The organism is Streptomyces sp. NPDC037100, from assembly GCF_055606225.1.
In genome coordinates this window covers 153,651-175,495 of record NZ_JBVJSX010000011.1, presented here as the reverse complement: position 1 = coordinate 175,495, position 21,845 = coordinate 153,651, and the positions used below count along the sequence as shown (strand labels likewise).

The window sequence follows — 21,845 nt, the reverse complement described above, 5'->3', positions numbered from 1 at the left end:
CTCCGGGGCACGGTTCCCCGGGGGCCGCGGTCAGGGGCCCCGGAGATCCAGTGGGTCCGGTCAGCCGCTCACGCCGCGCCCGAGCTCCCACAGCTGGAGCGTCGAGGCGGAGTTGAGCGCGTATGCGGTACCCGTGACGTCGTCGCGGGCGGCGACGTACTGCTTGCCCTGCCACAGCGGCAGCACCGGCACGTCGCCGGCGACGATGTCCTGAATGTCCGTCAGGCTGCTGGAGGCGGACAGCCGGTCCGCCTCACGGCGGGACTCCGGAATCAGGGTGTTGCGGATCTGCCTGTTGTCGTACGGCGAGCCGAGCGTGTTGTCGGCGTCGAGGAACGGCGCGAGGAAGTTGTCGGCGTCCGGGAAGTCCGGGAACCAGCCCATGCCGTAGACGTCGTAGTCGCCCTTCTTCTCGGCCGGGCGGAACGTGTCCCAGGGGGTGCCCTTGATACCGACGTCGAACAGGCCGCTGGAGTTCAGCTGGTCGCGCAGGACCTCGAACTCCTCCTTGGTGGCCGGGCCGTAGTGGTCGGTGGTGTAGTGCAGCGTCAGCTTCACCGGGGTGGTGATGTTCGCCTGGTTGAGCAGGGCACGGGCCTTGGTGACGTTCGGCTCGCCGTACTTGTTGAAGAACGAGTTGGAGTGGCCGGTGACGCTGGCCGGGACCAGCGAGTACAGCGGCTCGGCCTGGGAGCCGTAGACCTTGGCGACCAGCGCGCCGCGGTTGACGACCTGGGCCATCGCCTGGCGTACGGCCTTGGATTTCACCGTCGGGGCGTCGGTGTTGAAGCCCAGGTAGCGGATCTCCAGGCCGGGCATCTCGACGAGGTCGATGTCGGTGTCGGCGTCGCCCGAGAGCTTGCGGATCTGATCCGGCGACATGGCGCGGGTCATCAGGTCGATGTCGCCCTTGTCCAGCGCCTTGCCCATGGCGTCGGCGTCCTTGAAGGACATCATGTCGACCTTGTCGTTGTTCACCTCGATGGTCCCCTTGTAGTCGGGGTTCTTGGTGAACTCGGCCTTGACCAGCTCGTTGTTCTCGACGTCGGCCTTGAGGGTGTAGGGACCGGAGCCCGCCAGGTCGAAGCCGTCGCGCAGCTTGTTCTTCGGGTAGTCGTCGGGGTCGACGATGCCGGCGACCGGGGTCGACAGCTTGTACGGGAAGGTGGCGTCGGCGGTCTTGAGGTGGAAGATGACCTCGCGGTCGCCCTGGGTCTCGACGGTGTCGATGGTGGACAGCAGCGCGAACACGCCGCTGTCGGCCTTGAGGGTGCGGGCGCGGTCGATGGAGTACTTCACGTCGGCCGCGGTGACAGCGTTGCCGTTGGAGAACTTCAGGCCGTCGCGCAGGGTGCAGGCGTAGCGCTCGTTGCCGGTGTCGGTGAAGCCGCACCGTTCGGCGGCCTCCGGTACCGGCTCGCCCTCGCCGCGCGGCTGGATCATCAGGGTCTGCACGGTCTGGCGCAGGATGTTCCAGGTGCCGACGTCGTAGGCGTAGGCCGGGTCGAGGGGCGCCGGGGCGTCCTTCGAGGCGGTGAACCGGTCCGTGGTGCCGACAACGATCGCGTCGCCGTCGCCGCTCCCGCTGTCGGACCCTCCGCAGGCGGCGAGCACCGGCGCGAGCAGGCCGATCACGGCCGGCAGCACCAAAGTCTTGCGGTTCATGCTCGAGTTTCTCCAGAGCTGTCGACTCCGTGTACCCGGCATGCAGGGGTGGCGCAGCCGATCACGGGGGTGGGGCGATGTTCTCGCGACGAGGTTAGTCCGGGCCGGCAGGAGGGTTCGCAGCCACCGGAGTTGAGCACCCATCACGCTGTGGAACCGGGCGCGGACAGACCGAAAACCCGACAGTGGAAGCTTTGGTGCAGCGTTCCATCAATCGGGACACAAGGGCACGCCGACGACCCCCTGGAGGGGGCGCGCAGCACATGCCGGATCGGCTGTCGAGCCCGGAATGCGTGGGGAACGTCACACGCGTAAACGGGTTCGAAGGTACGGGAATTCGATCGTCCGGAGAGCTTCGAATTCGCCTTCGGAATTGCCGCCCTAACACCGCTGCACGCTGGGTGAACGTCTAGCGCATTTCCGTCATCAAGCCGTGCAGAAATGTCAGGTCGACCTCTTCGAGGGAGGTGACGACCGTACGGCGCAGGGCCGGGGCGATGGGGGCCACGGAGGGCACGGCCACGACCTGGCAGCCCGCGGCCTCGGCGGCGGCGACCCCGGTCGCGGTGTCCTCGATGACGGCGCACCGGGCCGGGTGGGCGCCCAGTCCGGCGGCGGCGGCCAGGTAGGGATCGGGGTGCGGCTTGGTGCGCGGCACCTCGTCGCCGGCCACGGTCAGGCTGAAGTGGTGGGCGCCCAGCGAGGTGAGGACCCGGTCGATGATGCGCCGGTGCGAGGCGGAGACGAGGGCTGTGGGGATCTCGTACTCGTACAGCTCGGCGAGCAGCCGGCCGGCGCCCGGCATCAGCGGCAGGGCGCTGTCGATGCGGTCCTCGAAGCCGTTGTTCAGGAGCACGGTGAGCTCGTCGAGGGGGATGTCGGCGCCGGTGGCCTCGATGAGGAACCCGGCGCTGCGGGTCATGGGGCCGCCGACCACGACATGGCGCCAGGACTCGTCGAGTGTGTGACCGAGGGAGGCGAAGACCTCGACCTCGACGTCCCACCAGAAGCCCTCCGTGTCCACCAGCGTGCCGTCCATGTCGAGGAGCACGGCCTGCAGGGCCGACCCTTCGGCTGACCGGGTGCCGAGTGCGGGGACCGTACTGGTCATCCACGTACCTCCTTGAGGGACGGTCAGGCCGGCTCCCACGAAGGGAACCGGCCTGCGGTGGACCGACCAGTCTACGTCGTCCGTGAGCGAAGTGCCTCGTTTAGCAGCTGTGCCGCCGGGCACACCGTGGATACGCCGGGGGCCGCTGTGACGTGCACCGGAAGGGGCTGCTCAGCGGGCGTTGAAGTACTTCGCCTCCGGGTGGTGGATCACGATGGCGTCCGTGGACTGCTCGGGGTGCAGCTGGAACTCCTCGGACAGCTCGACGCCGATGCGCTCCGGTTCGAGCAGGTCGGCGATCTTGGCGCGGTCCTCCAGGTTGGGGCAGGCGCCGTAGCCGAGGGAGAAGCGGGCGCCCCGGTACTTCAGCTCGAACATGCCCTGCATCTCGTCCGGGTCCTCGCCGGCGAAGCCGAGTTCGGAGCGCACGCGCGCGTGCCAGTACTCGGCGAGCGCCTCGGCCAGCTGCACGGACAGCCCGTGCAGTTCGAGGTAGTCGCGGTAGGCGTTGGCCTCGAAGAGCCGCGCGGTCTGCTCGCCGATGCGCGAGCCGACGGTGACGACCTGGAGGCCGACGACGTCGGTCTCGCCGGACTCCTCCGGCCGGAAGAAGTCGGCCAGGCACAGGCGCCGGCCGCGGCGCTGGCGCGGGAAGGTGAAGCGGGTGCGTTCGTTGCCCTGCTCGTCGAGGATGATCAGGTCGTCGTCCTTGGAGACGCACGGGAAGTAGCCGTAGACCACGGCCGCCTCCAGCATGTTCTCCGTCTGGAGCCGGTCCAGCAGGCCGCGCAGCCGGGGCCGGCCCTCGCTCTCGACGAGCTCCTCGTAGGACGGGCCCTCGCCGGTGCGGGCCTGCTTCAGGCCCCACTGGCCCTTGAAGAGGGCGCCCTCGTCGAGCCAGCTCGCGTACTCCTTGAGCTGGATGCCCTTGATCACGCGGGTGCCGCGGAAGGGCGGGGTGGGCACGGGGTTGTCGGTGGCGACGTCGGAGCGGACGTGCCCCTCCTCGGGGCGCTCCTCGACGACGGCCGGGGCCGCGGCCCTGACCCGGCGCTGCTTGAGCTCCGGGAGCTTCGCGCCGGGCACGCCGCGCTTGACGCCGATGAGGGCGTCCATCAGGCGCAGGCCCTCGAAGGCGTCGCGGGCGTAGCGGACCTCGCCCTCGTAGATCTCGTGCAGGTCCTGCTCGACGTAGGCACGGGTGAGGGCGGCGCCGCCGAGGATGACCGGGTAGCCGGAGGCCAGGCCGCGCTGGTTCAGCTCCTCCAGGTTCTCCTTCATGATCACGGTGGACTTCACCAGGAGACCGGACATGCCGATGACGTCGGCCTTGTGCTCCTCGGCGGCTTCCAGGATCGCGGAGACCGGCTGCTTGATGCCGAGGTTGACGACGTTGTAGCCGTTGTTGGACAGGATGATGTCGACGAGGTTCTTGCCGATGTCGTGCACGTCGCCGCGGACGGTGGCCAGGACGATGGTGCCCTTGCCGGCCTCGTCGGTCTTCTCCATGTGCGGTTCGAGGTGGGCGACGGCCGTCTTCATGACCTCGGCGGACTGCAGGACGAACGGCAGCTGCATCTGGCCGGAGCCGAACAGCTCGCCGACGACCTTCATGCCGTCCAGCAGGGTCTCGTTGACGATGTCGAGCGCGGGCCGCTCCTTCAGGGCCGCGTCGAGGTCCGCCTCGAGGCCGTTCTTCTCGCCGTCGATGATGCGCCGCTTCAGGCGCTCGTCCAGCGGCAGGGCGGCCAGTTCCTCGGCCTTGCCGGCCTTGAGGGACTTGGCGGTGGCGCCCTCGAACAGCTGCATGAGCTTCTGCAGCGGGTCGTAGCCCTCGGCGCGGCGGTCGTGGATGAGGTCCAGGGCGGTCTGGACCTCCTCCTCGCTGAAGCGGGCGATCGGGAGGATCTTCGACGCGTGCACGATCGCCGAGTCCAGGCCGGCCTTGACGCACTCGTCGAGGAAGACGGAGTTCAGCAGGATGCGGGCGGCCGGGTTGAGGCCGAAGGAGATGTTGGACAGGCCGAGCGTGGTCTGCACCTTCGGGTGGCGCCGCTTGAGCTCGCGGATGCCCTCGATGGTGGCGATGCCGTCCTTGCGGGACTCCTCCTGGCCGGTGCAGATGGTGAAGGTCAGGCAGTCGACGAGGATGTCCTCCTCGTGGATGCCCCAGTTGCCGGTCAGGTCGTCGATGAGGCGTTCGGCGATCTCGACCTTCTTCTCGGCGGTGCGGGCCTGGCCCTCCTCGTCGATGGTGAGCGCGATGAGGGCGGCGCCGTGCTCCTGGGCGAGGGCGGTGACCTTGGCGAAGCGGGACTCGGGGCCGTCGCCGTCCTCGTAGTTCACCGAGTTGATCACCGCGCGGCCGCCGAGCTTCTCCAGGCCGGCCCGGATGACGTCGACCTCGGTGGAGTCCAGCACGATCGGCAGGGTGGAGGCGGTGGCGAAGCGGCCGGCCAGCTCCTCCATGTCGGCGACGCCGTCGCGGCCGACGTAGTCCACGCACAAGTCGAGCATGTGCGCGCCCTCGCGGATCTGGTCGCGGGCCATCTCCACGCAGTCGTCCCAGCGGCCCTCCAGCATGGCCTCGCGGAACTTCTTCGAGCCGTTGGCGTTGGTGCGCTCGCCGATGGCCAGGTAGGAGGTGTCCTGCCGGAACGGCACGGACTGGTACAGGGAGGCCGCGCCCGGCTCGGGCTGCGGGCTGCGCTCGGTGGGGGCGACGTCCCGGACGCGCTCGACCAGCTGACGCAGGTGCTCGGGGGTGGTGCCGCAACAGCCGCCGACGAGGGAGAGACCGTAGTCCCGGACGAAGGTGCCCTGGGCCTCGGCCAGCTCGGGCGCGGTCAGCGGGTAGTGCGCGCCGTCCTTGGTCAGCACCGGCAGGCCCGCGTTGGGCATGCAGGACAGCGGGATGCGCGAGTGCCGGGACAGGAAGCGCAGGTGCTCGCTCATCTCGGCCGGGCCTGTGGCGCAGTTCAGGCCGATCATGTCGATGCCGAGCGGCTCCAGCGCGGTCAGGGCCGCGCCGATCTCGGAGCCGAGCAGCATGGTCCCGGTCGTCTCGACGGTGACCGAGACGATCAGCGGTACGGCGTGTCCGGTGGCCTCCATGGCCCGGCGGGCGGCGATGACGGAGGCCTTGGTCTGGAGGAGGTCCTGTGTGGTCTCCACGAGCAGCGCGTCCGCGCCGCCGGCGAGCAGGCCCTCGGCGTTCTGCTGGTAGGCGTCCCGGATGGCGCCGAAGGTGGTGTGGCCGAGGGTGGGCAGCTTGGTGCCGGGTCCCATCGAGCCGAGCACCCAGCGCTGCTGCCCGGTGCTGCGGGTGAACTCGTCGGCCACCTCGCGGGCGATCCGGGCGCCGGCCTCGGACAGCTCGGTGACGCGCTCGGGGATGTCGTACTCGCCGAGTGCGGTGAGGTTGGCGCCGAAGGTGTTGGTCTCCACGCAGTCCACACCGGCGCCGAAGTACTCGGCGTGAACCGAACGGACGATGTCCGGCCGCGTCAGGTTGAGGATCTCGTTGCAGCCCTCGAGGTTCTCGAAGTCGTCGAGCGTGGGGTCCTGCGCCTGGAGCATGGTGCCCATGGCTCCGTCGGCCACGACCACTCGGGTGGCCAGGGCGTCTCGGAGCGCGGACACACGGGCCCGGCTGTCTGTGGAAGGGGTCGGCGGCAACGCGGCCATGAAAGAGGCTCCCTCGGATGCGACGGCTGTCGGCTTTGCGGCTTCCCGGACTGCCACGGGGCATCCGGGGAAGGGCGCACCGCGCCAGCGTAACCGGGAGTGGGCTTGGATGGGCAGCGCGTCCACGGGGCGGACTCCGGTGGCATCGGAACGGCCGTCCGGGTGACACGTCGGTCATCCCGGCGCAACAAATGGCGGCCGGCCATTAGCGAGAGGTCGGCATCGACCGGTAGTGTTCGACATTGCCGAACGAGGGCTGTGGTGACGCTCGTCGGCGGTCGAAGGGGACGGAGGCAGTACGGCGATGGCACGGAACATCCAGTCGCTCGAACGGGCGGCCGCGATGCTGCGGCTGCTCGCGGGCGGCGAGCGGCGGCTCGGCTTGTCGGACATCGCCTCGTCGCTGGGCCTGGCCAAAGGCACCGCCCACGGCATCCTGCGCACCCTCCAGCAGGAGGGCTTCGTGGAGCAGGACGACGTCTCCGGGCGCTACCAGCTGGGCGCCGAGCTGCTGCGCCTGGGCACCACCTACCTCGATGTGCACGAACTGCGGGCGCGCGCCCTGGTGTGGACCGACGACCTGGCCCGCTCCAGCGGCGAGAGCGTCTACCTGGGCGTCCTGCACCAGCAGGGCGTGCTGATCGTGCACCACGTCTTCCGGCCCGACGACAGCCGGCAGGTGCTGGAGATCGGCGCCATGCAGCCGCTGCACTCCACGGCCCTGGGCAAGGTGCTGTCCGCCTACGACCCGGTGGCCCACAGCGAGGCGCTGGAGGCCGACCGCAAGGCGTTCACCGACCGGACCGTGTGCGAGCCGGAGGACTTCGAGCACATCCTCGACGTCACCCGCGCGCGGGGGTACGCGGCGGACGTGGAGGAGACCTGGGAGGGCGTGGCCTCCCTCGCCGCCCCCATCCACGACCGGCGGCGCATGCCGGTCGGCTCGGTCGGCATCACCGGCGCCGTGGAACGGCTGTGCCGGTCCGACGAAGAGGGAGCGCTGCGGCCGGAGCTGATCGCGGCGGTGCGGGACTGCGCCCGCGCGGTCTCCCGGGACCTGGGCGCCGGGCGGTTCTGACAGCACACGAGCGGACCGGGGCGCCGTACGGCGTTCCGGTCCTCGGCATGCCCGCGCTCACCTGCGGCAAAGATCCCTGGGACCGCAGCGATCAGTAACGATCGTATTTTCGACAACACAGCTCTTGACGTGCTCGTAACGCCGAAGCAAGACTCCCGTCCATCGGTCGACATTGTCGAACAGCTACCGGCAATACGCGCTAGAGTGACAACGCCAGGCCGGTATCGAACTTCCCTGGACGTAAGACAAAGGAGTCGCGGGTGTCCAGCTCCGACATCTTCATCGGCGAGACCATCGGTACCGCCATACTCATCCTCCTCGGCGGCGGCGTCTGTGCCGCCGTCACGCTGAAGGCCTCCAAGGCACGCAACGCCGGCTGGCTCGCCATCACCTTCGGGTGGGGCTTCGCGGTGCTCACGGCCGTCTACACCTCGGCGCCGCTGTCCGGCGCCCATCTGAACCCGGCCGTGACGCTGGCCATCGCCATCAAGGACGGCGACTGGAAGAACGTCCCGGTCTATTGGGCCGGACAGGTCCTCGGCGCCATGATCGGCGCGGCCCTGGTCTGGATCGCTTACTACGGTCAGTTCCACGCCCACCTCACCGACCGCGAGATAGTCGGCGGTCCGGGTGCGCAGGACACGGCCAAGGCCGTCGAGGCCCGCGAGAAGGGCGCCGGCCCCGTGCTGGGCGTCTTCTCCACCGGCCCCGAGGTCCGGGTCGCCTGGCAGAACATCGCGACGGAGGTCATCGGCACCATCGTGCTCGTGCTCGCCGTGCTCACCCAGGGCCTGAACGACAAGGGCAACGGCCTGGGCAACCTCGGCGCCCTGATCACCGCGCTCGTCGTGGTCTCGATCGGCCTGTCCCTCGGCGGCCCGACGGGGTACGCGATCAACCCGGCCCGTGACCTCGGTCCGCGCATCGTGCACGCCCTGCTGCCACTGCCCAACAAGGGCGGCTCCGACTGGGGCTACGCCTGGGTCCCCGTGGTGGGTCCGCTGATCGGCGGCGCCATCGCGGCAGGCATCTACAACGTCGCGTTCGCCTAGGAGCGATTTCCTCCTCTGCGGGAAACTTCCAGCACGCGCCGTACGTAAAGCCCCATAAACCCGGAATTACCAGGAGACACAGTGACCGACGCGCACACCGCCGGCCCCTTCATCGCCGCCATCGACCAGGGCACCACCTCCAGCCGCTGCATCGTCTTCGACCGGGACGGCCGGATCGTCTCCGTCGACCAGAAGGAGCACGAGCAGATCTTCCCGAAGCCGGGCTGGGTCGAGCACAACGCCACCGAGATCTGGACGAACGTCCAGGAGGTCGTCGCCGGGGCCATCGAGAAGGCGGGCATCACCCGCGACGACATCAAGGCCATCGGCATCACCAACCAGCGCGAGACGACCGTGCTGTGGGACAAGAACACCGGTGAGCCCGTCCACAACGCCATCGTCTGGCAGGACACCCGCACCGACGCCCTCTGCCGCGAGCTCGGCCGCAACGTCGGCCAGGACCGCTTCCGCCGCGAGACGGGCCTGCCGCTCGCCTCCTACTTCGCCGGCCCCAAGGCCCGCTGGCTGCTCGACAACGTCGACGGCCTGAAGGAGCGCGCCGAGGCGGGCGACATCCTCTTCGGCACCATGGACACCTGGGTCATCTGGAACCTGACCGGTGGTACCGACGGCGGCAAGCACGTCACGGACGTCACCAACGCCTCGCGCACGATGCTCATGAACCTGCACACCATGCAGTGGGACGACAAGATCTGCGAGTCCATCGGCGTCCCGCAGCAGATCCTGCCCGAGATCCGCTCCTCCGCCGAGGTCTACGGCGAGATCACCGGCGGGAAGCTGGGCGACCTGCTCGGCGGCATCCCGGTCGCCTCGGCACTCGGCGACCAGCAGGCGGCCCTGTTCGGCCAGACCTGTTTCGCCGAGGGCGAGACCAAGTCGACCTACGGCACCGGCACCTTCATGGTGATGAACACCGGTGACAAGATCATCAACTCCTACAGCGGCCTGCTGACCACGGTCGGCTACAAGATCGGCGACCAGAAGACGGTCTACGCCCTGGAGGGCTCGATCGCCGTCACCGGCTCGCTGGTGCAGTGGATGCGCGACCAGATGGGCCTCATCTCCACCGCCGCCGAGATCGAGACCCTCGCCCTGTCGGTCGAGGACAACGGCGGTGCCTACTTCGTGCCGGCCTTCTCCGGCCTGTTCGCCCCGTACTGGCGCTCCGACGCCCGCGGTGTGATCGCCGGCCTGACCCGGTACGTCACCAAGGCGCACCTCGCGCGCGCCGTCCTGGAGGCCACCGCCTGGCAGACGCGGGAGATCGCCGACGCCATGACGAAGGACTCCGGCGTGGAGCTGGCCGCCCTGAAGGTCGACGGCGGCATGACCTCCAACAACCTGCTGATGCAGACCCTCGCCGACTTCGTGGACGCCCCCGTGGTGCGCCCGATGGTCGCCGAGACCACCTGCCTCGGCGCCGCCTACGCCGCCGGTCTCGCCGTCGGCTTCTGGAACAGCACCGACGACCTGCGCGCCAACTGGCGCCGGGCCGCCGAGTGGACCCCCCGCATGGACGCGGAGACCCGCGCCCGTGAGTACAAGAACTGGCTCAAGGCCGTCGAGCGGACCATGGGCTGGCTCGAGGACGAGGAGTAAGAAACAGCATGACCACCAAGTCCACCCTGCAGTCCGTGCCTGCCCTGGGGACGCACCCGGCCTCCGGCTCGAACCCGAGCCGAGCCGAGACCAGGGAGCAGCTCTCCAAGGCGTCGTACGACCTTCTCGTGATCGGCGGCGGCATTCTGGGCATCTCCACCGCCTGGCACGCCGCGCAGTCCGGCCTCAGGGTGGCTCTCGTGGACGCCGGCGACTTCGCCGGCGCCACGTCCTCCGCCTCCTCCAAGCTGCTCCACGGGGGCTTGCGCTACCTGCAGACCGGCGCGGTGAAGCTGGTGGCGGAGAACCACTTCGAGCGCCGTGCGGTCTCCCGCCAGGTGGCTCCCCACCTGGCGAACCCGCTCACGTTCTACCTCCCCGTGTACAAGGGCGGGCCGCACGGCGCGGCGAAGCTCGGGGCGGGCGTCTTCGCCTACTCCGCGCTCTCCGCGTTCGGTGACGGCGTCGGGCACCTGCTGTCCCCGGCCAAGGCCGCGCAGGACGTGCCCGAGCTGCGCACCGACAACCTCAAGGCCGTGGCCGTCTACGGCGACGACCAGATGAACGACGCGCGCATGGCGCTGATGACGGTCCGCGGGGCCGTCGAGGCGGGCGCGGTCGTCCTCAACCACGCCGAGGTGACGGGCCTGCGCTTCACCCAGGGCCGGGTCACGGGCGCCGAACTGAAGGACCGGCTGTCCGGCGACGAGTTCGGCGTCAGCGCCCGGCTGGTGCTGAACGCGACCGGCCCCTGGGTCGACCACCTGCGCAAGATGGAGGACCCGAACGCGGCGCCCTCCATCCGTCTGTCGAAGGGCGCGCACCTGGTCCTCAAGCGCACCTCCCCCTGGAAGGCCGCGCTCGCGACCCCGATCGACAAGTACCGCATCACCTTCGCCCTCCCCTGGGAGGACATGCTGCTGCTCGGCACCACCGACGAGGAGTTCGAGGGCGACCCGGCGGACGTCTCGGTCACCGAGAAGGACATAGCCCAGATCCTCGACGAGGCCGCCTTCTCCGTCCGTGACCAGCAGCTGGACCGCGACCTGATCACCTACGCCTTCGCGGGCCTGCGGGTGCTGCCGGGCGGCCCCGGCGACACCTCCAAGGCCAAGCGCGAGACGGTCGTCACCGAGGGCAAGGGCGGCATGCTGTCCGTCGCGGGCGGCAAGTGGACCACCTTCCGCCACATCGGCCGGACGATCATGAAGAAGCTGGAGGCGCTGCCGGGCCACCCGCTCGGCGACGACTTCGAGCCGATCAGCGCGCTGCCGAAGAAGCTGCCGCTGCCCGGCATCGCCAACCCGCGCGCGGTCGCCCACCGGCTGCTCACCGACCGGCCGGCACCGGGCCCGCGCATGGCGGCGGACACGGCCAAGCACCTGGCCACGCACTACGGCTCGCTGGCCTTCGACATCGCCCGCCTGGCCAACGAGAGCCCCGAGCTCGCCGAGCGCGTCCACCCCGACGCCCCGGAGATCTGGGCGCAGGTCGTCTGGGCCCGCGACCACGAGTGGGCCGAGACGCAGGACGACGTGCTGCGCCGCCGCACGACGCTGACGATCCGCGGCCTCGCCACGGACGACGTCCGCGCCAAGGTGCAGGACCTGCTCGACAAGAAGTAGGCAGGGGTACGGGGGGACCCCATCCCGGCAGGGGCGGCTCCACGCCGACGGAGCCGCCCCTGCCGCGTTCCCGTACCCCCATAATGACCTGATACGTCGGAGGTCTTAAGCACAGAGGGAGGCCGCCATGGCAGTCACCGACGAGGCGATCGAGAAGATCAAGGGGATGATCGTCTCCGGCGCGCTGCGCCCGGGCGACCGGCTGCCCAAGGAGAGCGAACTCGCCGCCGACCTCGGGCTGTCGCGCAACTCCCTGCGGGAGGCCGTGCGCGCCCTGTCGCTGATCCGGATCCTCGACGTGCGGCAGGGCGACGGCACGTACGTCACCAGCCTCGATCCCCAACTCCTGCTCGAGGCGATGAGCTTCGTCGTCGACTTCCACCGCGACGACACGGTCCTGGAGTTCCTGGCCGTACGCCGCATCCTGGAGCCGGCGGCGACCGCCATGGCGGCGCTGCGGATCAGCGAGCAGCAACTGGACGCGCTCGGCGCCCAGCTGGACAGGCTCGGCGACACCCCGTCCGTGGAGGATCTCGTCGCCTGCGACCTGGAGTTCCACCGGGGCATCGTGCAGAGCTCGGGCAACTCCGTGCTGTGCTCGCTGCTCGACGGTCTGTCAGGCCCCACGACCCGGGCCCGGATCTGGCGCGGCCTCACCCAGGAGGACGCCGTCGCCCGCACCCTGCGTGAGCATCGCGCGATCCTGGCCGCCCTGCGCGACCGGGACCCCGAGGCGGCGCGGTCGTGGGCGACCGTCCACATCGCCAGTGTGGAGCAGTGGCTGCGCTCCACGCTGTGACAGGGGCCTCACGGACTGCTCGGACGCATCCGGGGTGTTCAGGGGTGGATCACGGGGCAGTGATGGGGGCACTCCCCCTGCAAGGGGGCTGCGGGCGCCCCCGCGGCACGCCGTAAGGTTGGGTGGTCAAGCGAGGGCACGTCGGAAGGAGGCGCTGGGTGATCGAGCTCGAGGGGGTTCCCGAGCTGATCGACCCGGTCATGGTGGCCGCGTTCGAGGGCTGGAACGATGCCGGCGACGCCGCCTCCACCGCGGTCGCGCATCTGAACCGGGAATGGAAGGGCGAGGTGTTCGCGGCGCTGGACGCCGAGGACTACTACGACTTCCAGGTCAACCGCCCCACGGTGTTCATGGAATCGGGCGTCCGCAAGATCACCTGGCCCACGACCAGGCTGTCGGTGGTCCGGGTCGGTGGTGAGAAGCCACGCGATCTCGTCCTCGTCCGGGGCATCGAACCGTCCATGCGGTGGCGCTCGTTCTGCAACGAACTGCTGGGCTTCGCGCACGAACTGGGGGTGGAACTGGTGGTCGTCCTGGGCGCTCTGCTCGGCGACACCCCGCACACCCGTCCGGTTCCGATCAGCGGCACGACGTCCGACCCGGACCTGGCCCGCCGCATGGACCTGGAGGAGACCAAGTACGAGGGCCCCACGGGCATCGTCGGCGTCCTCCAGGAGGCCTGCACGCACGCGGGTGTCCCGGCCGTCTCGCTGTGGGCCGCGGTGCCGCACTACGTGTCGCAGCCGCCGAACCCCAAGGCCACCCTGGCGCTGCTGAACCGCCTGGAGGACCTGATCGACGTGCGCATCCCGCTGGGCGAGCTGCCCGAGGACGCGCGCGCCTGGCAGGTCGGCGTGGACCAGCTGGCCGCCGAGGACAGCGAGGTCGCCGAGTACGTCCAGTCGCTGGAGGAGGCCCGGGACACCGCCGAGCTGCCGGAGGCCTCCGGGGAGGCCATCGCCCGGGAGTTCGAACGCTATCTGCGGCGTCACGACCGCGGCGGACCGCCCGGGGCCGGCGGTCACGCCACGGCGGACGGCAGCGACAGCACGTCGTACCTCCGGGACAACCCCAGCGGCCGCACCCGCCCGCCCAAGCCGCCGAAGCCGGGCACGGACGACGACGAGTCGTCGGAGGACTGAGGTACCGCACCGCACGCATGTCAGAGGGGCGTCTCCCGGCCGGGAGACGCCCCTGTTGTCCGTTTCGGCGGCGACAGCGCTACAGCGCTACGCCCAGCAGCGCGTCCACCGACCGGGAGGCCACCCCGGGCGCGCCGATGTCCGTGCCGCCGCTCCGCTCCTGGAGCGCGACCCAGCGGTCGACCGCGGCGAGCGCGGCGGGGGCGTCCAGGTCGTTCGCGAGGGCCTCGCGGATCTCGTCGACGAGCGCCTCCGCCGGCGGTCCGTCGGGCCGGGACACGGCGGCCCGCCAGCGGCCGAGCCGTGCGACGGCGTCCTGGAGGACCTGGTCGGTGTACTCCCAGTCGGCGCGGTAGTGGTGGGCGAGCAGCGTGAGCCGGATGGCGGCCGGGTCGACGCCGTCGTGCCGGAGCCTGGAGACGAAGACCAGGTTGCCCTTGGACTTGGACATCTTCTCGCCGTCCAGGGCGACCATGCCGGCGTGTACGTACGCCTTGGCCATGGGGAACTCGCCGGTGAGGGCCTGGGCGTGCGAGGCGCCCATCTCGTGGTGCGGGAAGGCGAGGTCGGAGCCGCCGCCCTGGATGTCGAAGCCCATGCCGAGGTGGTCGAGGGCGATGGCCACGCACTCGATGTGCCAGCCGGGCCGTCCGCGCCCGAGCGATCCGCCGTCCCAGCTGGGCTCGCCCTCGCGGGCCGCCATCCACAGCATCGGGTCGAGGGGGTTCTTCTTGCCCGGACGGTCCGGGTCGCCGCCGCGCTCGGCGGACAGCAGCCGCATCGCCTCGGCGTCGAGGTTCGAGACCTTGCCGAAGTGCGGGTCGGACTCGACGGAGAAGTAGACGTCCCCCTCCAGTTCGTAGGCCGCGCCGGCGTCCCGGAGCCGCTCGACGAGCGGGACGATCCCCGGTATGGCCTCGACGGCGCCTATGTACTGCCGCGGCGGCAGCATCCGCAGGGCTGTCATGTCCTCGCGGAAGAGGGCCGTCTCCTTCTCGGCGAGGGCGGCCCAGTCGATGCCGTCGCGCTGCGCCCGCTCCAGGAGCGGATCGTCGACGTCGGTGACGTTCTGGACGTAGTGAACCTGGCGCTTGGTGTCGAGCCACACGCGCTGCACGAGGTCGAACGCGTTGTAGGTCGCCGCGTGTCCCAGGTGAGTGGCGTCGTACGGGGTGATGCCACAGACGTAGATACGGGCGACGGGACCGGGGTCGAGGGTGACCAGACCGCCGGTCGCGGTGTCGTGGATCCTCAGGTCGCGGCCCTGACCAGGCAGGGCGGGGACCTCGGAAGCGGGCCAGGCATGCATGCCATGAGCCTAACCGGACTGAAGTTCCATATACGAATGGGAGCGGGCCACACGGCCGAGAAGGCGCTCTTGCGGTGTTCCGGGTGCCTGTGCCGCTACACGGGTGGCCAGGGAATCGCCGGCCACTCACCGCTCGGCTCCGGGTGGGTCCCCGAGGCGAGCAGGGCTCCGACCCGTGCGCGGGTGGCGTCGATCTCGGCGCGGGTGATCAGCGGTTCGAGCCGCGCGGCGAGCGGACCGCCCTCGGCCAGACCCTTCCTGAGTCCTTCGAGGACGTCGACGGCCTCCTCGGTGAGGGCCTCCCCCGCCCAGCCCCACAGCAGGGTCCGCAGTTTGTTCTCGGCGTTGAACGTGACCCCGTGGTCGATGCCGTACAGCCGTCCCTCACCGGTGGGCAGCAGGTGACCACCCTTGCGGTCGGCGTTGTTGATGACCGCGTCCAGGACCGCGAGCCGCCGCAGCCGTTCGTCGTCGGCGTGCACGAGCAGTGCGGTGCGCCCCTCGCCGACCTCGGCGAACCCGATCGCCTTCCAGCCCGGCTCGGGTTCCTCGCCGTCGACCAGGGCGAGCAGTTCCGCCTCGGGCGTCACCTCGACCCAGAGCTGGCACATGCCCTCGCCGTAAGGCCCCTCGCGCAGCACGGTGGGCGGTACGAGGCTCCAGCCGGTCGCCTCGGAGACCTCGTACGCGGCGACCTCGCGCTGGGCCAGCGTCCCGTCGGGGAAGTCCCACAGGGGCCGCTCTCCCGCGACCGGCTTGTAGACGCAGGCCGCGTCCTCCCCGTCGTAGGACACCGTGCAGTACAGGGCCGCGTTGGAGGCCTCGCGGATGCGTCCGCGGACGGTCAGTTCGCCCCGGGCGAGCAGCTCGGCGGCGTTCGCGGGAGGCGTCACGCTCCGCGGCGGTATCCGTTCTGGCGCGGACATACGTGTCCTTCCGGGTCGAGCGGGAGGCTGCACAGCGGGCACGGCGGCCGTCCGGCGTTGACGACGTCGAGAGCGCGCTTGGCGAAGGCCCTGGCCTGCGAGCCGGTGAGCCGGACCCGCAGCATCGGCGGTCCGTTCTCCTCGTCCTGGAGCAGCCGCTCCTCGGCCTCGGCGAGGTCCTCCTCGGATTCCGCGTCGAGCTCCACGAGCGCCTGCGCCTCGACGATCATGAGCTGCTCGTCGCCGTCCCAGGCGAGCGCCATGGTGCCGACCCGGAACTCCTCCTCGATGGGGGTGTCCAGCGGGGCGGTGTCGGTGTCCGAGGGGGCGACGGCGGGGACGTGGGCGCTGCCGCCGCTACGGCGTACCACCTCGTCGAGCAGTTCGTCCATGCGCTCGGCGAGGGCGGCGACCTGGGTCTTCTCCAGGGCCACGCTGGTCACCCGGGAGCCGGCGGAGGCCTGGAGGAAGAACGAACGGCGCCCGGGCAGTCCGACCGTACCGGCCACGAAGCGCTCCGGATGGTCGTAGAGGAACACCTGACGGGACACGTCCTGTCTCCATTGGAATCGTGGGAACCGTGTGACCACGGCACTGCTGCGACCGCTTCACCCTACTGCGGTGAACGATCACGGTGCGCCCGCACCACCCCCGACTTCGGCCTCGCCGCCCGGCGCTTCCTCGCGCGGCACGAGGGACGTGAAGTCACCGGTGTCGCCGAGCCGTACGAGAAACGGCCGCAGTCGTGTGTAGCGGATCGCGGTGATGGAACACGGTTCTACGGAAATCCGCTGGAAGAGGTCCAGGTGAAGCCCGAGTGCGTCCGCGACGAGCGACTTGATGATGTCGCCGTGCGAGCACATGAGGTAGACGGCGTCGGCGCCGTGGTCGCGCTCCACGCGCGCGTTCCACTCGCGTACGGCCTCGGCTGCACGCGTCTGCATGGACCGCATGGACTCCCCGCCGGGGAAGGCCGCCGCGGAGGGGTGCGCCTGCACGATGTCCATCAGGGGCTCGTCCTTGAGCTCGGCGAGCTTGCGCCCGGACCAGTCGCCGTAGTGACACTCGCCGATGCGTTCGTCGGTGTGCGGGCTCAGCTGCGGCCGGGCGTCGAGAAGGGGCTGGATCGTCTCCTGGCAGCGCTGGAGCGGACTGGTGACGATTTCGGCGAGGGCCAGTTCGGCCAGCCGCCCGGGCAGCGCGGCGGCCTGCGCGGCGCCGCGCTCGTCGAGGGCGACACCGGGCGTCCAGCCGGCGAGCAGTCCCTCGGTGTTTGCGGTGGAGCGTCCGTGCCTGACCAGGATCAGCGTGGGCATGCGCTCCAGCGTAGGCGCACGCGCGCCTGTGGTGTCGTTCGAGTGACGGGAGACTCGCTTCGTGATCGTCGACTGTGCCATCTACCGCGACGGACAACGGACGGAAGGTCCCGAGGACCTCTCCGACGCCCTGGGTGACGCCCGCACGGCGGGCGGCTTCGTGTGGATCGGGCTGCACGAGCCGACCGAGGACGAGTTCGACCATGTGACCCGGGAGTTCGGGCTGCACCCGCTGGCCGTCGAGGACGCCCTCAAGGCCCATCAGCGGCCCAAGCTGGAGGTGTACGACGACTCGCTCTTCGTGGTGCTCAAGCCGGTGGCGTACGAGCCGCAGAGCGACACCGTCTCCTCCGGCGAGATCATGATCTTCCTGGGCGACTCGTTCGTGGTGACCGTCCGGCACGGCGAGGGCTCTCCGCTCAAGGCCGTACGCCACCGCCTGGAGCTGGAGCCGGAGCTGCTGGTCAAGGGCCCCACGGCGGTGCTGTACGCGGTCGCCGACGCCACCGTCGACCACTACCTGGACGTGGCGACCGAGCTGCAGACCGACCTGGAAGGGCTGGAGGCGGAGGTCTTCTCGCCGGACGGCGGGGGCTCACGGAACACGGCGTCGCGGATCTACGACTTCAAGCGGCAGGTCCTGGAGTTCCGCCGGGCGACCGGGCCGCTGGCCCCGCCGATGAGCCGACTGGCGGGCACGGCGTCGACCGGTGTGGCCGTGCCGTTCGTGGACGACCGGGCCCGGCCGTTCTTCCGAGACGTCAGCGACCACCTCACCCGCGTGAACGAGTCCGTGGAGAACCTGGACCGGCTGGTGTCGGACATCCTCTCGGCGCATCTCGCGCAGATGAGCGTCCGGCAGAACGACGACATGCGGAAGATCTCCGCGTGGGCGGCCATGGCCGCGATCCCCACGATGCTCGCGGGGGTCTACGGCATGAACTTCGAGCACATGCCGGAGCTGCGCTGGGTCTGGTCCTATCCGGCGCTGATCGCGCTCATGGCCGTGCTGGAGGTCATGGTCTTCCGGCTGTTCAAGCGCCGGGGCTGGCTGTAGGGCGGGCCGGCTCAGACGAACTCGGGTTCCGGGGTCGCGGGGCCGCCGAGGGCGTTGCGGCGCTCGGGCGGCGTCAGTGACACCATCCGGCGCCAGCCGCCCATGCGTTCATACGCGTACATCGCGTGGATGCCCGCGACGAGCACCGCCGACTTGGCCTTGGACCAGCCGAGGATGCGGCCCATGTGCGCCATCACGGCGAGGCTGACGTCGCGGTAGATCCGGATCTCGGCGAGCGCGCACTCGCGCAGGGTGCGCTGGATGAGCCGGCCGTGGCCCGCGTAGGCGAAGCGCAGCAGTTCCTCGTGGCAGTAGGCGAGGTGGTTGTCCTCGTCGTTGGAGATCTGCTTGACCGCGCGGCCGATGTAGGGGTGGTCGGCGAAGTGCTTGCGGAGCAGGTCCATCTGCTCCGAGGCACGCTGCTCGGTGACCCTGCTGTGCGAGAGGTAGGTGACGAGCTCCCGGACCGTGAGCCGTTCGTCGCGCTTCAGCTGCTCGTGGGCGAGGCCGATGCCGTTCTTCTCCAGGAGCATGGTGTAGTCGGTCTCCGGCGGGACCGGGACGGGGTCGAGGCCGCGCTTCTTCATGAGGGCGTTGAAGATCCGGCCGTGCTTGTCCTCGTCGGCACCGTGCCGGCTGATCTTGGGGGCGAGTTCTCGCTCGGCCTCGGGTACGAGTGCGGCGATACGGGCGTTCTCCCAGCCGCCCTGGGACTCGCCGCTCGCGGCGATGGAGCAGAACAGGGCGAAGGACTCGTCGTTGTCGAGGATCTCCTGGAACAGGCTCTTGGCCGAAAGCATCGTGGGCACCTCTCCCGCGCGCGTGGGCGTACTGCGACATTCCGCAGGGTTCCGCGAAGAACGAGTCAAGTGCGGGGTGGAGGGCGCTGCAACAGGTGTGAGGGACAACTCCGCCGAATGGAGGACGCCGGGGCCGCGACGGCGGGGCCGGAGAAGAGGCCGCGGTGCCGTAACCGCGGGCGGCCCCGGCGCGTTGTTCCGCGTGACGGCCGTGGCGGGGAAGACCTCCGAGCCCCCACCACGGCCGCTGAAACTTCCCACTGCGCTCTGCTGCGGGCGCCCCCTAGGCGAGTCCGGCGCGCTCCAGGGCCTCCGTGCCGGCCCTCAGGGACGCGAGCCGCTCGTCGAGCGTGAAGCCCGCCGGTGCGAGGGACAGGGTGGTGACCCCGGCCGCGGCGTAGGCCTTCATCCGGTCCGCGATCCGGTCGACGGAACCGAGCAGGGTCGTCTTGTCGATCAGGTCGTGGGGCACGGCGGCCGCGGCGCCCTGCTTGTCGCCGGAGAGGTACTTGCTCTGGATCTCGGCGGCTTCCCGCTCGTAGCCCATGCGCTGGGCGAGCTGGTTGTAGAAGTTCTGCTTGGGGCTGCCCATGCCGCCGACGTACAGCGCGGTGTAGGGGCGGAAGGTGTCGGCCAGCGCGGCCACGTCCTTGTCGTCGCCGACGGCGAGCGGCAGGGTCGGGCAGACGTCGAACCCGTCGAGCGTCTTGCCGGCCTTCTCGCGCCCGGCGCGCAGGTGCGTGATCGTGGTGTCCTCGAGGTGCTCGGCGGACGGGAAGATCAGCAGCGCGCCGTCGGCGATCTCGCCGGTCTGCTCGAGGTTCTTGGGGCCGATCGCGGCGATGTACAGCGGGATGTGCTCGCGCTGCGGGTGCACGGTCAGCTTGATCGGCTTGCCCGGGCCGCCGGGCAGGGGCAGCGTCCAGTGCTGTCCCTCGTAGGACAGCCGCTCGCGGGTCATGGCCTTGCGGACGATCTCGACGTACTCGCGGGTGCGGGCGAGCGGCTTGTCGAACTTGACGCCGTACCAGCCCTCGGAAACCTGCGGGCCGGAGACGCCGAGGCCGAGGCGGAAACGGCCGCCGGAGAGGGAGTCGAGGGTGGCGGCGGTCATGGCCGTCATCGCGGGCTGGCGGGCCGGGATCTGGAAGATGGCGGAGCCCACGTCGATGCGCTCGGTCTGTGCGGCGACCCAGCTCAGTACGGTGGCGGCGTCGGAGCCGTAGGCCTCGGCGGCCCAGCAGACGGCGTACCCGAGCCGGTCGGCTTCCTGGGCGACGGCCAGATTGTCCGCGTCCATTCCGGCACCCCAGTAGCCGAGGTTGATACCGAGCTGCATGCCACATCCCCTTACTGATCAGTAACGTTCCTGTGCGGGCACCTTAGCGCGCGGGCCGGGGCGGGGTACACGGCCACACCCGACCGTTGTCCATATGCGTGAACAGGAATCATGGTCGCGATCGTTGACGCGTCCACAGCAAGTCCGTACCTTGCACTGTGGAAAGCGCTTTCCACACCCCCACCTTCCGATGACGGACGGAGAGGCAAGGATGAAGCGAGCACTCCCCCTGAGACTCCCGGCGGCACTGGCCACACTGGCCCTGGCGGCGGCGACGGGCACACTCGTGTCGATGCCCGAGGCCTCGGCCGCGACCGGCAGCGCCACCGGCTACGCGGCCCAGAACGGCGGGACCACCGGCGGCGCCGGAGGCCGGACGGTCCGGGCGACCACGGGAACGGCGATCCACCAGGCGCTGTGCGGCCGCGCGAGCACGAGCACCCCGATCACCATCGAGGTCGCCGGGACCATCAACCACGCCAACACCAAGAAGGTGTCGGGAGGCAGTTGCGACACCGCGGACGGCGTCATCGAGCTCAAGAAGGTCAGCAACGTGACCCTCGTCGGAGTCGGCGGCGGCGCCCTCTTCGACCAAGTGGGCATCCACATCCGCGAATCGACGAACATCATCGTCCAGAACGTGACCGTCCGGAACGTCAAGAAGTCGGGCTCCCCCACGTCCAACGGCGGAGACGCCATCGGCATCGAGCGCAACGTGCGCAACGTCTGGATCGATCACACGACCCTGGAGGCGTCGGGCGGCGAGGCGGAGGGCTTCGACGGCCTGTTCGACCTCAAGGACAACACCCAGTACGTGACCCTGTCCTACAGCGTCCTGAGCAACTCCGGCCGGGGCGGCCTGGTCGGGAACAGCGAGAGCGACCGCTCGAACGGCTACATCACGTACCACCACAACCGGTACGAGAACATCGACTCGCGCGCTCCCCTGCTGCGCGGCGGCATCGCGCACCTCTACAACAACCACTACGTGCGTCTCAACGAGTCCGGCATCAACTCCCGGGCCGGCGCCCGCGCCAAGGTGGACAACAACTACTTCGAGGACTCCAAGGACGTCCTCGGCACCTTCTACACCGACGAGGCCGGCTTCTGGCAGGTCGGCGGCAACGTCTTCGACAACGTGACCTGGTCCCGCCCCGGCAGCGAGAACCATCCGGCCGGCCCCGACCCGAAGTCCAACACCACGGTCGCGATCCCGTACTCCCACCGTCTCGACGCGGCGGGCTGCGTGCCGGCCGTCGTGAGCCGGACGGCGGGCGCGAACAAGGGGCTTCAGGTGTCGGACGGCACGTGCTGACCGA

General features: G+C 70.0%; 16 protein-coding genes and 1 pseudogene. 8 read left to right on the top strand and 9 right to left on the bottom strand.

Annotated features, from left to right (window positions below):
• Positions 1-60 precede the first annotated feature (60 nt).
• The 3 genes from ACZ7EG_RS31135 to metH all read right to left on the bottom strand — a co-directional run bounded on the left by ACZ7EG_RS31135 (position 61) and on the right by metH (position 6,463).
• Positions 61-1,665: an ABC transporter substrate-binding protein gene (locus ACZ7EG_RS31135; protein ID WP_471086127.1), complete on the bottom strand. Its 1,605-nt coding sequence runs from the start codon at positions 1,663-1,665 to the stop codon at positions 61-63.
• Positions 1,666-2,074: 409 nt separating this feature from the next.
• Positions 2,075-2,776, bottom strand: a complete 702-nt coding sequence (locus ACZ7EG_RS31130; RefSeq protein WP_471086124.1) for an HAD family hydrolase — start codon at positions 2,774-2,776, stop codon at positions 2,075-2,077.
• A gap of 171 nt (positions 2,777-2,947) precedes the next feature.
• Positions 2,948-6,463, bottom strand: coding sequence for a methionine synthase (gene metH / locus ACZ7EG_RS31125; RefSeq protein WP_471086121.1), 3,516 nt, complete (start codon positions 6,461-6,463; stop codon positions 2,948-2,950).
• A 304-nt stretch (positions 6,464-6,767) separates the two neighbouring features.
• On the opposite strand from metH, the gene ACZ7EG_RS31120 reads away from it, so the two are divergent.
• From ACZ7EG_RS31120 to ACZ7EG_RS31095, 6 genes are all read left to right on the top strand, one after another.
• Complete coding sequence (locus tag ACZ7EG_RS31120) at positions 6,768-7,541, top strand: IclR family transcriptional regulator (protein WP_471086118.1); 774 nt, start codon at positions 6,768-6,770, stop codon at positions 7,539-7,541.
• 260 nt (positions 7,542-7,801) lie between these two features.
• Positions 7,802-8,593 (top strand): MIP/aquaporin family protein, encoded by a 792-nt coding sequence (locus ACZ7EG_RS31115; RefSeq protein ID WP_031103756.1) that lies wholly within the window; start codon positions 7,802-7,804, stop codon positions 8,591-8,593.
• An 81-nt stretch (positions 8,594-8,674) separates the two neighbouring features.
• The gene (glpK, locus tag ACZ7EG_RS31110; RefSeq protein ID WP_389968953.1) at positions 8,675-10,213 is read left to right on the top strand and encodes a glycerol kinase GlpK; all 1,539 of its coding nucleotides are present in this window, start codon (positions 8,675-8,677) and stop codon (positions 10,211-10,213) included.
• An 8-nt stretch (positions 10,214-10,221) separates the two neighbouring features.
• Complete coding sequence (locus ACZ7EG_RS31105) at positions 10,222-11,838, top strand: glycerol-3-phosphate dehydrogenase/oxidase (protein WP_471086115.1); 1,617 nt, start codon at positions 10,222-10,224, stop codon at positions 11,836-11,838.
• Between the two features lie 127 nt (positions 11,839-11,965).
• The gene (locus ACZ7EG_RS31100; RefSeq protein WP_471086112.1) at positions 11,966-12,637 is read left to right on the top strand and encodes a FadR/GntR family transcriptional regulator; all 672 of its coding nucleotides are present in this window, start codon (positions 11,966-11,968) and stop codon (positions 12,635-12,637) included.
• Between the two features lie 158 nt (positions 12,638-12,795).
• Positions 12,796-13,779 carry a PAC2 family protein gene (locus tag ACZ7EG_RS31095; RefSeq protein ID WP_471086110.1) on the top strand — a complete coding sequence of 328 codons (984 nt, stop codon included), beginning with the start codon at positions 12,796-12,798 and terminating at the stop codon, positions 13,777-13,779.
• A gap of 79 nt (positions 13,780-13,858) precedes the next feature.
• Here ACZ7EG_RS31095 and mshC read toward each other — a convergent pair whose 3' ends face one another.
• The 4 genes from mshC to ACZ7EG_RS31075 all read right to left on the bottom strand — a co-directional run bounded on the left by mshC (position 13,859) and on the right by ACZ7EG_RS31075 (position 17,330).
• Positions 13,859-15,088 carry a cysteine--1-D-myo-inosityl 2-amino-2-deoxy-alpha-D-glucopyranoside ligase gene (gene mshC / locus ACZ7EG_RS31090; RefSeq protein WP_471086107.1) on the bottom strand — a complete coding sequence of 410 codons (1,230 nt, stop codon included), beginning with the start codon at positions 15,086-15,088 and terminating at the stop codon, positions 13,859-13,861.
• Positions 15,089-15,183: 95 nt separating this feature from the next.
• Positions 15,184-16,014, bottom strand: coding sequence for an SCO1664 family protein (locus ACZ7EG_RS31085; RefSeq protein WP_471086104.1), 831 nt, complete (start codon positions 16,012-16,014; stop codon positions 15,184-15,186).
• Positions 15,978-16,565, bottom strand: a complete 588-nt coding sequence (locus ACZ7EG_RS31080) for a DUF3090 domain-containing protein (protein ID WP_471086101.1) — start codon at positions 16,563-16,565, stop codon at positions 15,978-15,980. The genes ACZ7EG_RS31085 and ACZ7EG_RS31080 overlap by 37 nt, the downstream gene beginning before the upstream one ends.
• Before the next feature lie 78 nt (positions 16,566-16,643).
• Positions 16,644-17,330 (bottom strand): histidine phosphatase family protein, encoded by a 687-nt coding sequence (locus ACZ7EG_RS31075; protein ID WP_471086098.1) that lies wholly within the window; start codon positions 17,328-17,330, stop codon positions 16,644-16,646.
• A gap of 61 nt (positions 17,331-17,391) precedes the next feature.
• Here ACZ7EG_RS31075 and ACZ7EG_RS31070 point away from each other — a divergent pair, with 61 nt between their 5' ends.
• Complete coding sequence (locus ACZ7EG_RS31070) at positions 17,392-18,387, top strand: magnesium and cobalt transport protein CorA (RefSeq protein ID WP_471086095.1); 996 nt, start codon at positions 17,392-17,394, stop codon at positions 18,385-18,387.
• Between the two features lie 11 nt (positions 18,388-18,398).
• Here ACZ7EG_RS31070 and ACZ7EG_RS31065 read toward each other — a convergent pair whose 3' ends face one another.
• Positions 18,399-19,187, bottom strand: coding sequence for a ferritin-like domain-containing protein (locus tag ACZ7EG_RS31065; protein ID WP_471086092.1), 789 nt, complete (start codon positions 19,185-19,187; stop codon positions 18,399-18,401).
• A 283-nt stretch (positions 19,188-19,470) separates the two neighbouring features.
• The gene (locus ACZ7EG_RS31060; protein ID WP_363120351.1) at positions 19,471-20,526 is read right to left on the bottom strand and encodes an LLM class F420-dependent oxidoreductase; all 1,056 of its coding nucleotides are present in this window, start codon (positions 20,524-20,526) and stop codon (positions 19,471-19,473) included.
• A 211-nt stretch (positions 20,527-20,737) separates the two neighbouring features.
• Here ACZ7EG_RS31060 and ACZ7EG_RS31055 point away from each other — a divergent pair.
• A pseudogene (locus ACZ7EG_RS31055) lies at positions 20,738-21,838 on the top strand (pectate lyase family protein); the annotation flags it as partial.
• Between the last annotated feature and the right edge of the window lie 7 nt (positions 21,839-21,845).

Excerpts from the sequence above, each read along its gene's own strand:
- ACZ7EG_RS31135 (WP_471086127.1), bottom strand. The coding sequence starts at position 1,665 with ATGAACCGCAAGACTTTGGTGCTGCCGGCCGTGATCGGCCTGCTCGCG.
- ACZ7EG_RS31130 (WP_471086124.1), bottom strand. The coding sequence starts at position 2,776 with ATGACCAGTACGGTCCCCGCACTCGGCACCCGGTCAGCCGAAGGGTCG.
- metH (WP_471086121.1), bottom strand. The coding sequence starts at position 6,463 with ATGGCCGCGTTGCCGCCGACCCCTTCCACAGACAGCCGGGCCCGTGTG.
- ACZ7EG_RS31120 (WP_471086118.1), top strand. The coding sequence starts at position 6,768 with ATGGCACGGAACATCCAGTCGCTCGAACGGGCGGCCGCGATGCTGCGG.
- ACZ7EG_RS31105 (WP_471086115.1), top strand. The coding sequence starts at position 10,222 with ATGACCACCAAGTCCACCCTGCAGTCCGTGCCTGCCCTGGGGACGCAC.
- ACZ7EG_RS31100 (WP_471086112.1), top strand. The coding sequence starts at position 11,966 with ATGGCAGTCACCGACGAGGCGATCGAGAAGATCAAGGGGATGATCGTC.
- mshC (WP_471086107.1), bottom strand. The coding sequence starts at position 15,088 with ATGCATGCCTGGCCCGCTTCCGAGGTCCCCGCCCTGCCTGGTCAGGGC.
- ACZ7EG_RS31085 (WP_471086104.1), bottom strand. The coding sequence starts at position 16,014 with ATGTCCGCGCCAGAACGGATACCGCCGCGGAGCGTGACGCCTCCCGCG.
- ACZ7EG_RS31075 (WP_471086098.1), bottom strand. The coding sequence starts at position 17,330 with ATGCCCACGCTGATCCTGGTCAGGCACGGACGCTCCACCGCAAACACC.
- ACZ7EG_RS31065 (WP_471086092.1), bottom strand. The coding sequence starts at position 19,187 with ATGCTTTCGGCCAAGAGCCTGTTCCAGGAGATCCTCGACAACGACGAG.
- ACZ7EG_RS31060 (WP_363120351.1), bottom strand. The coding sequence starts at position 20,526 with ATGCAGCTCGGTATCAACCTCGGCTACTGGGGTGCCGGAATGGACGCG.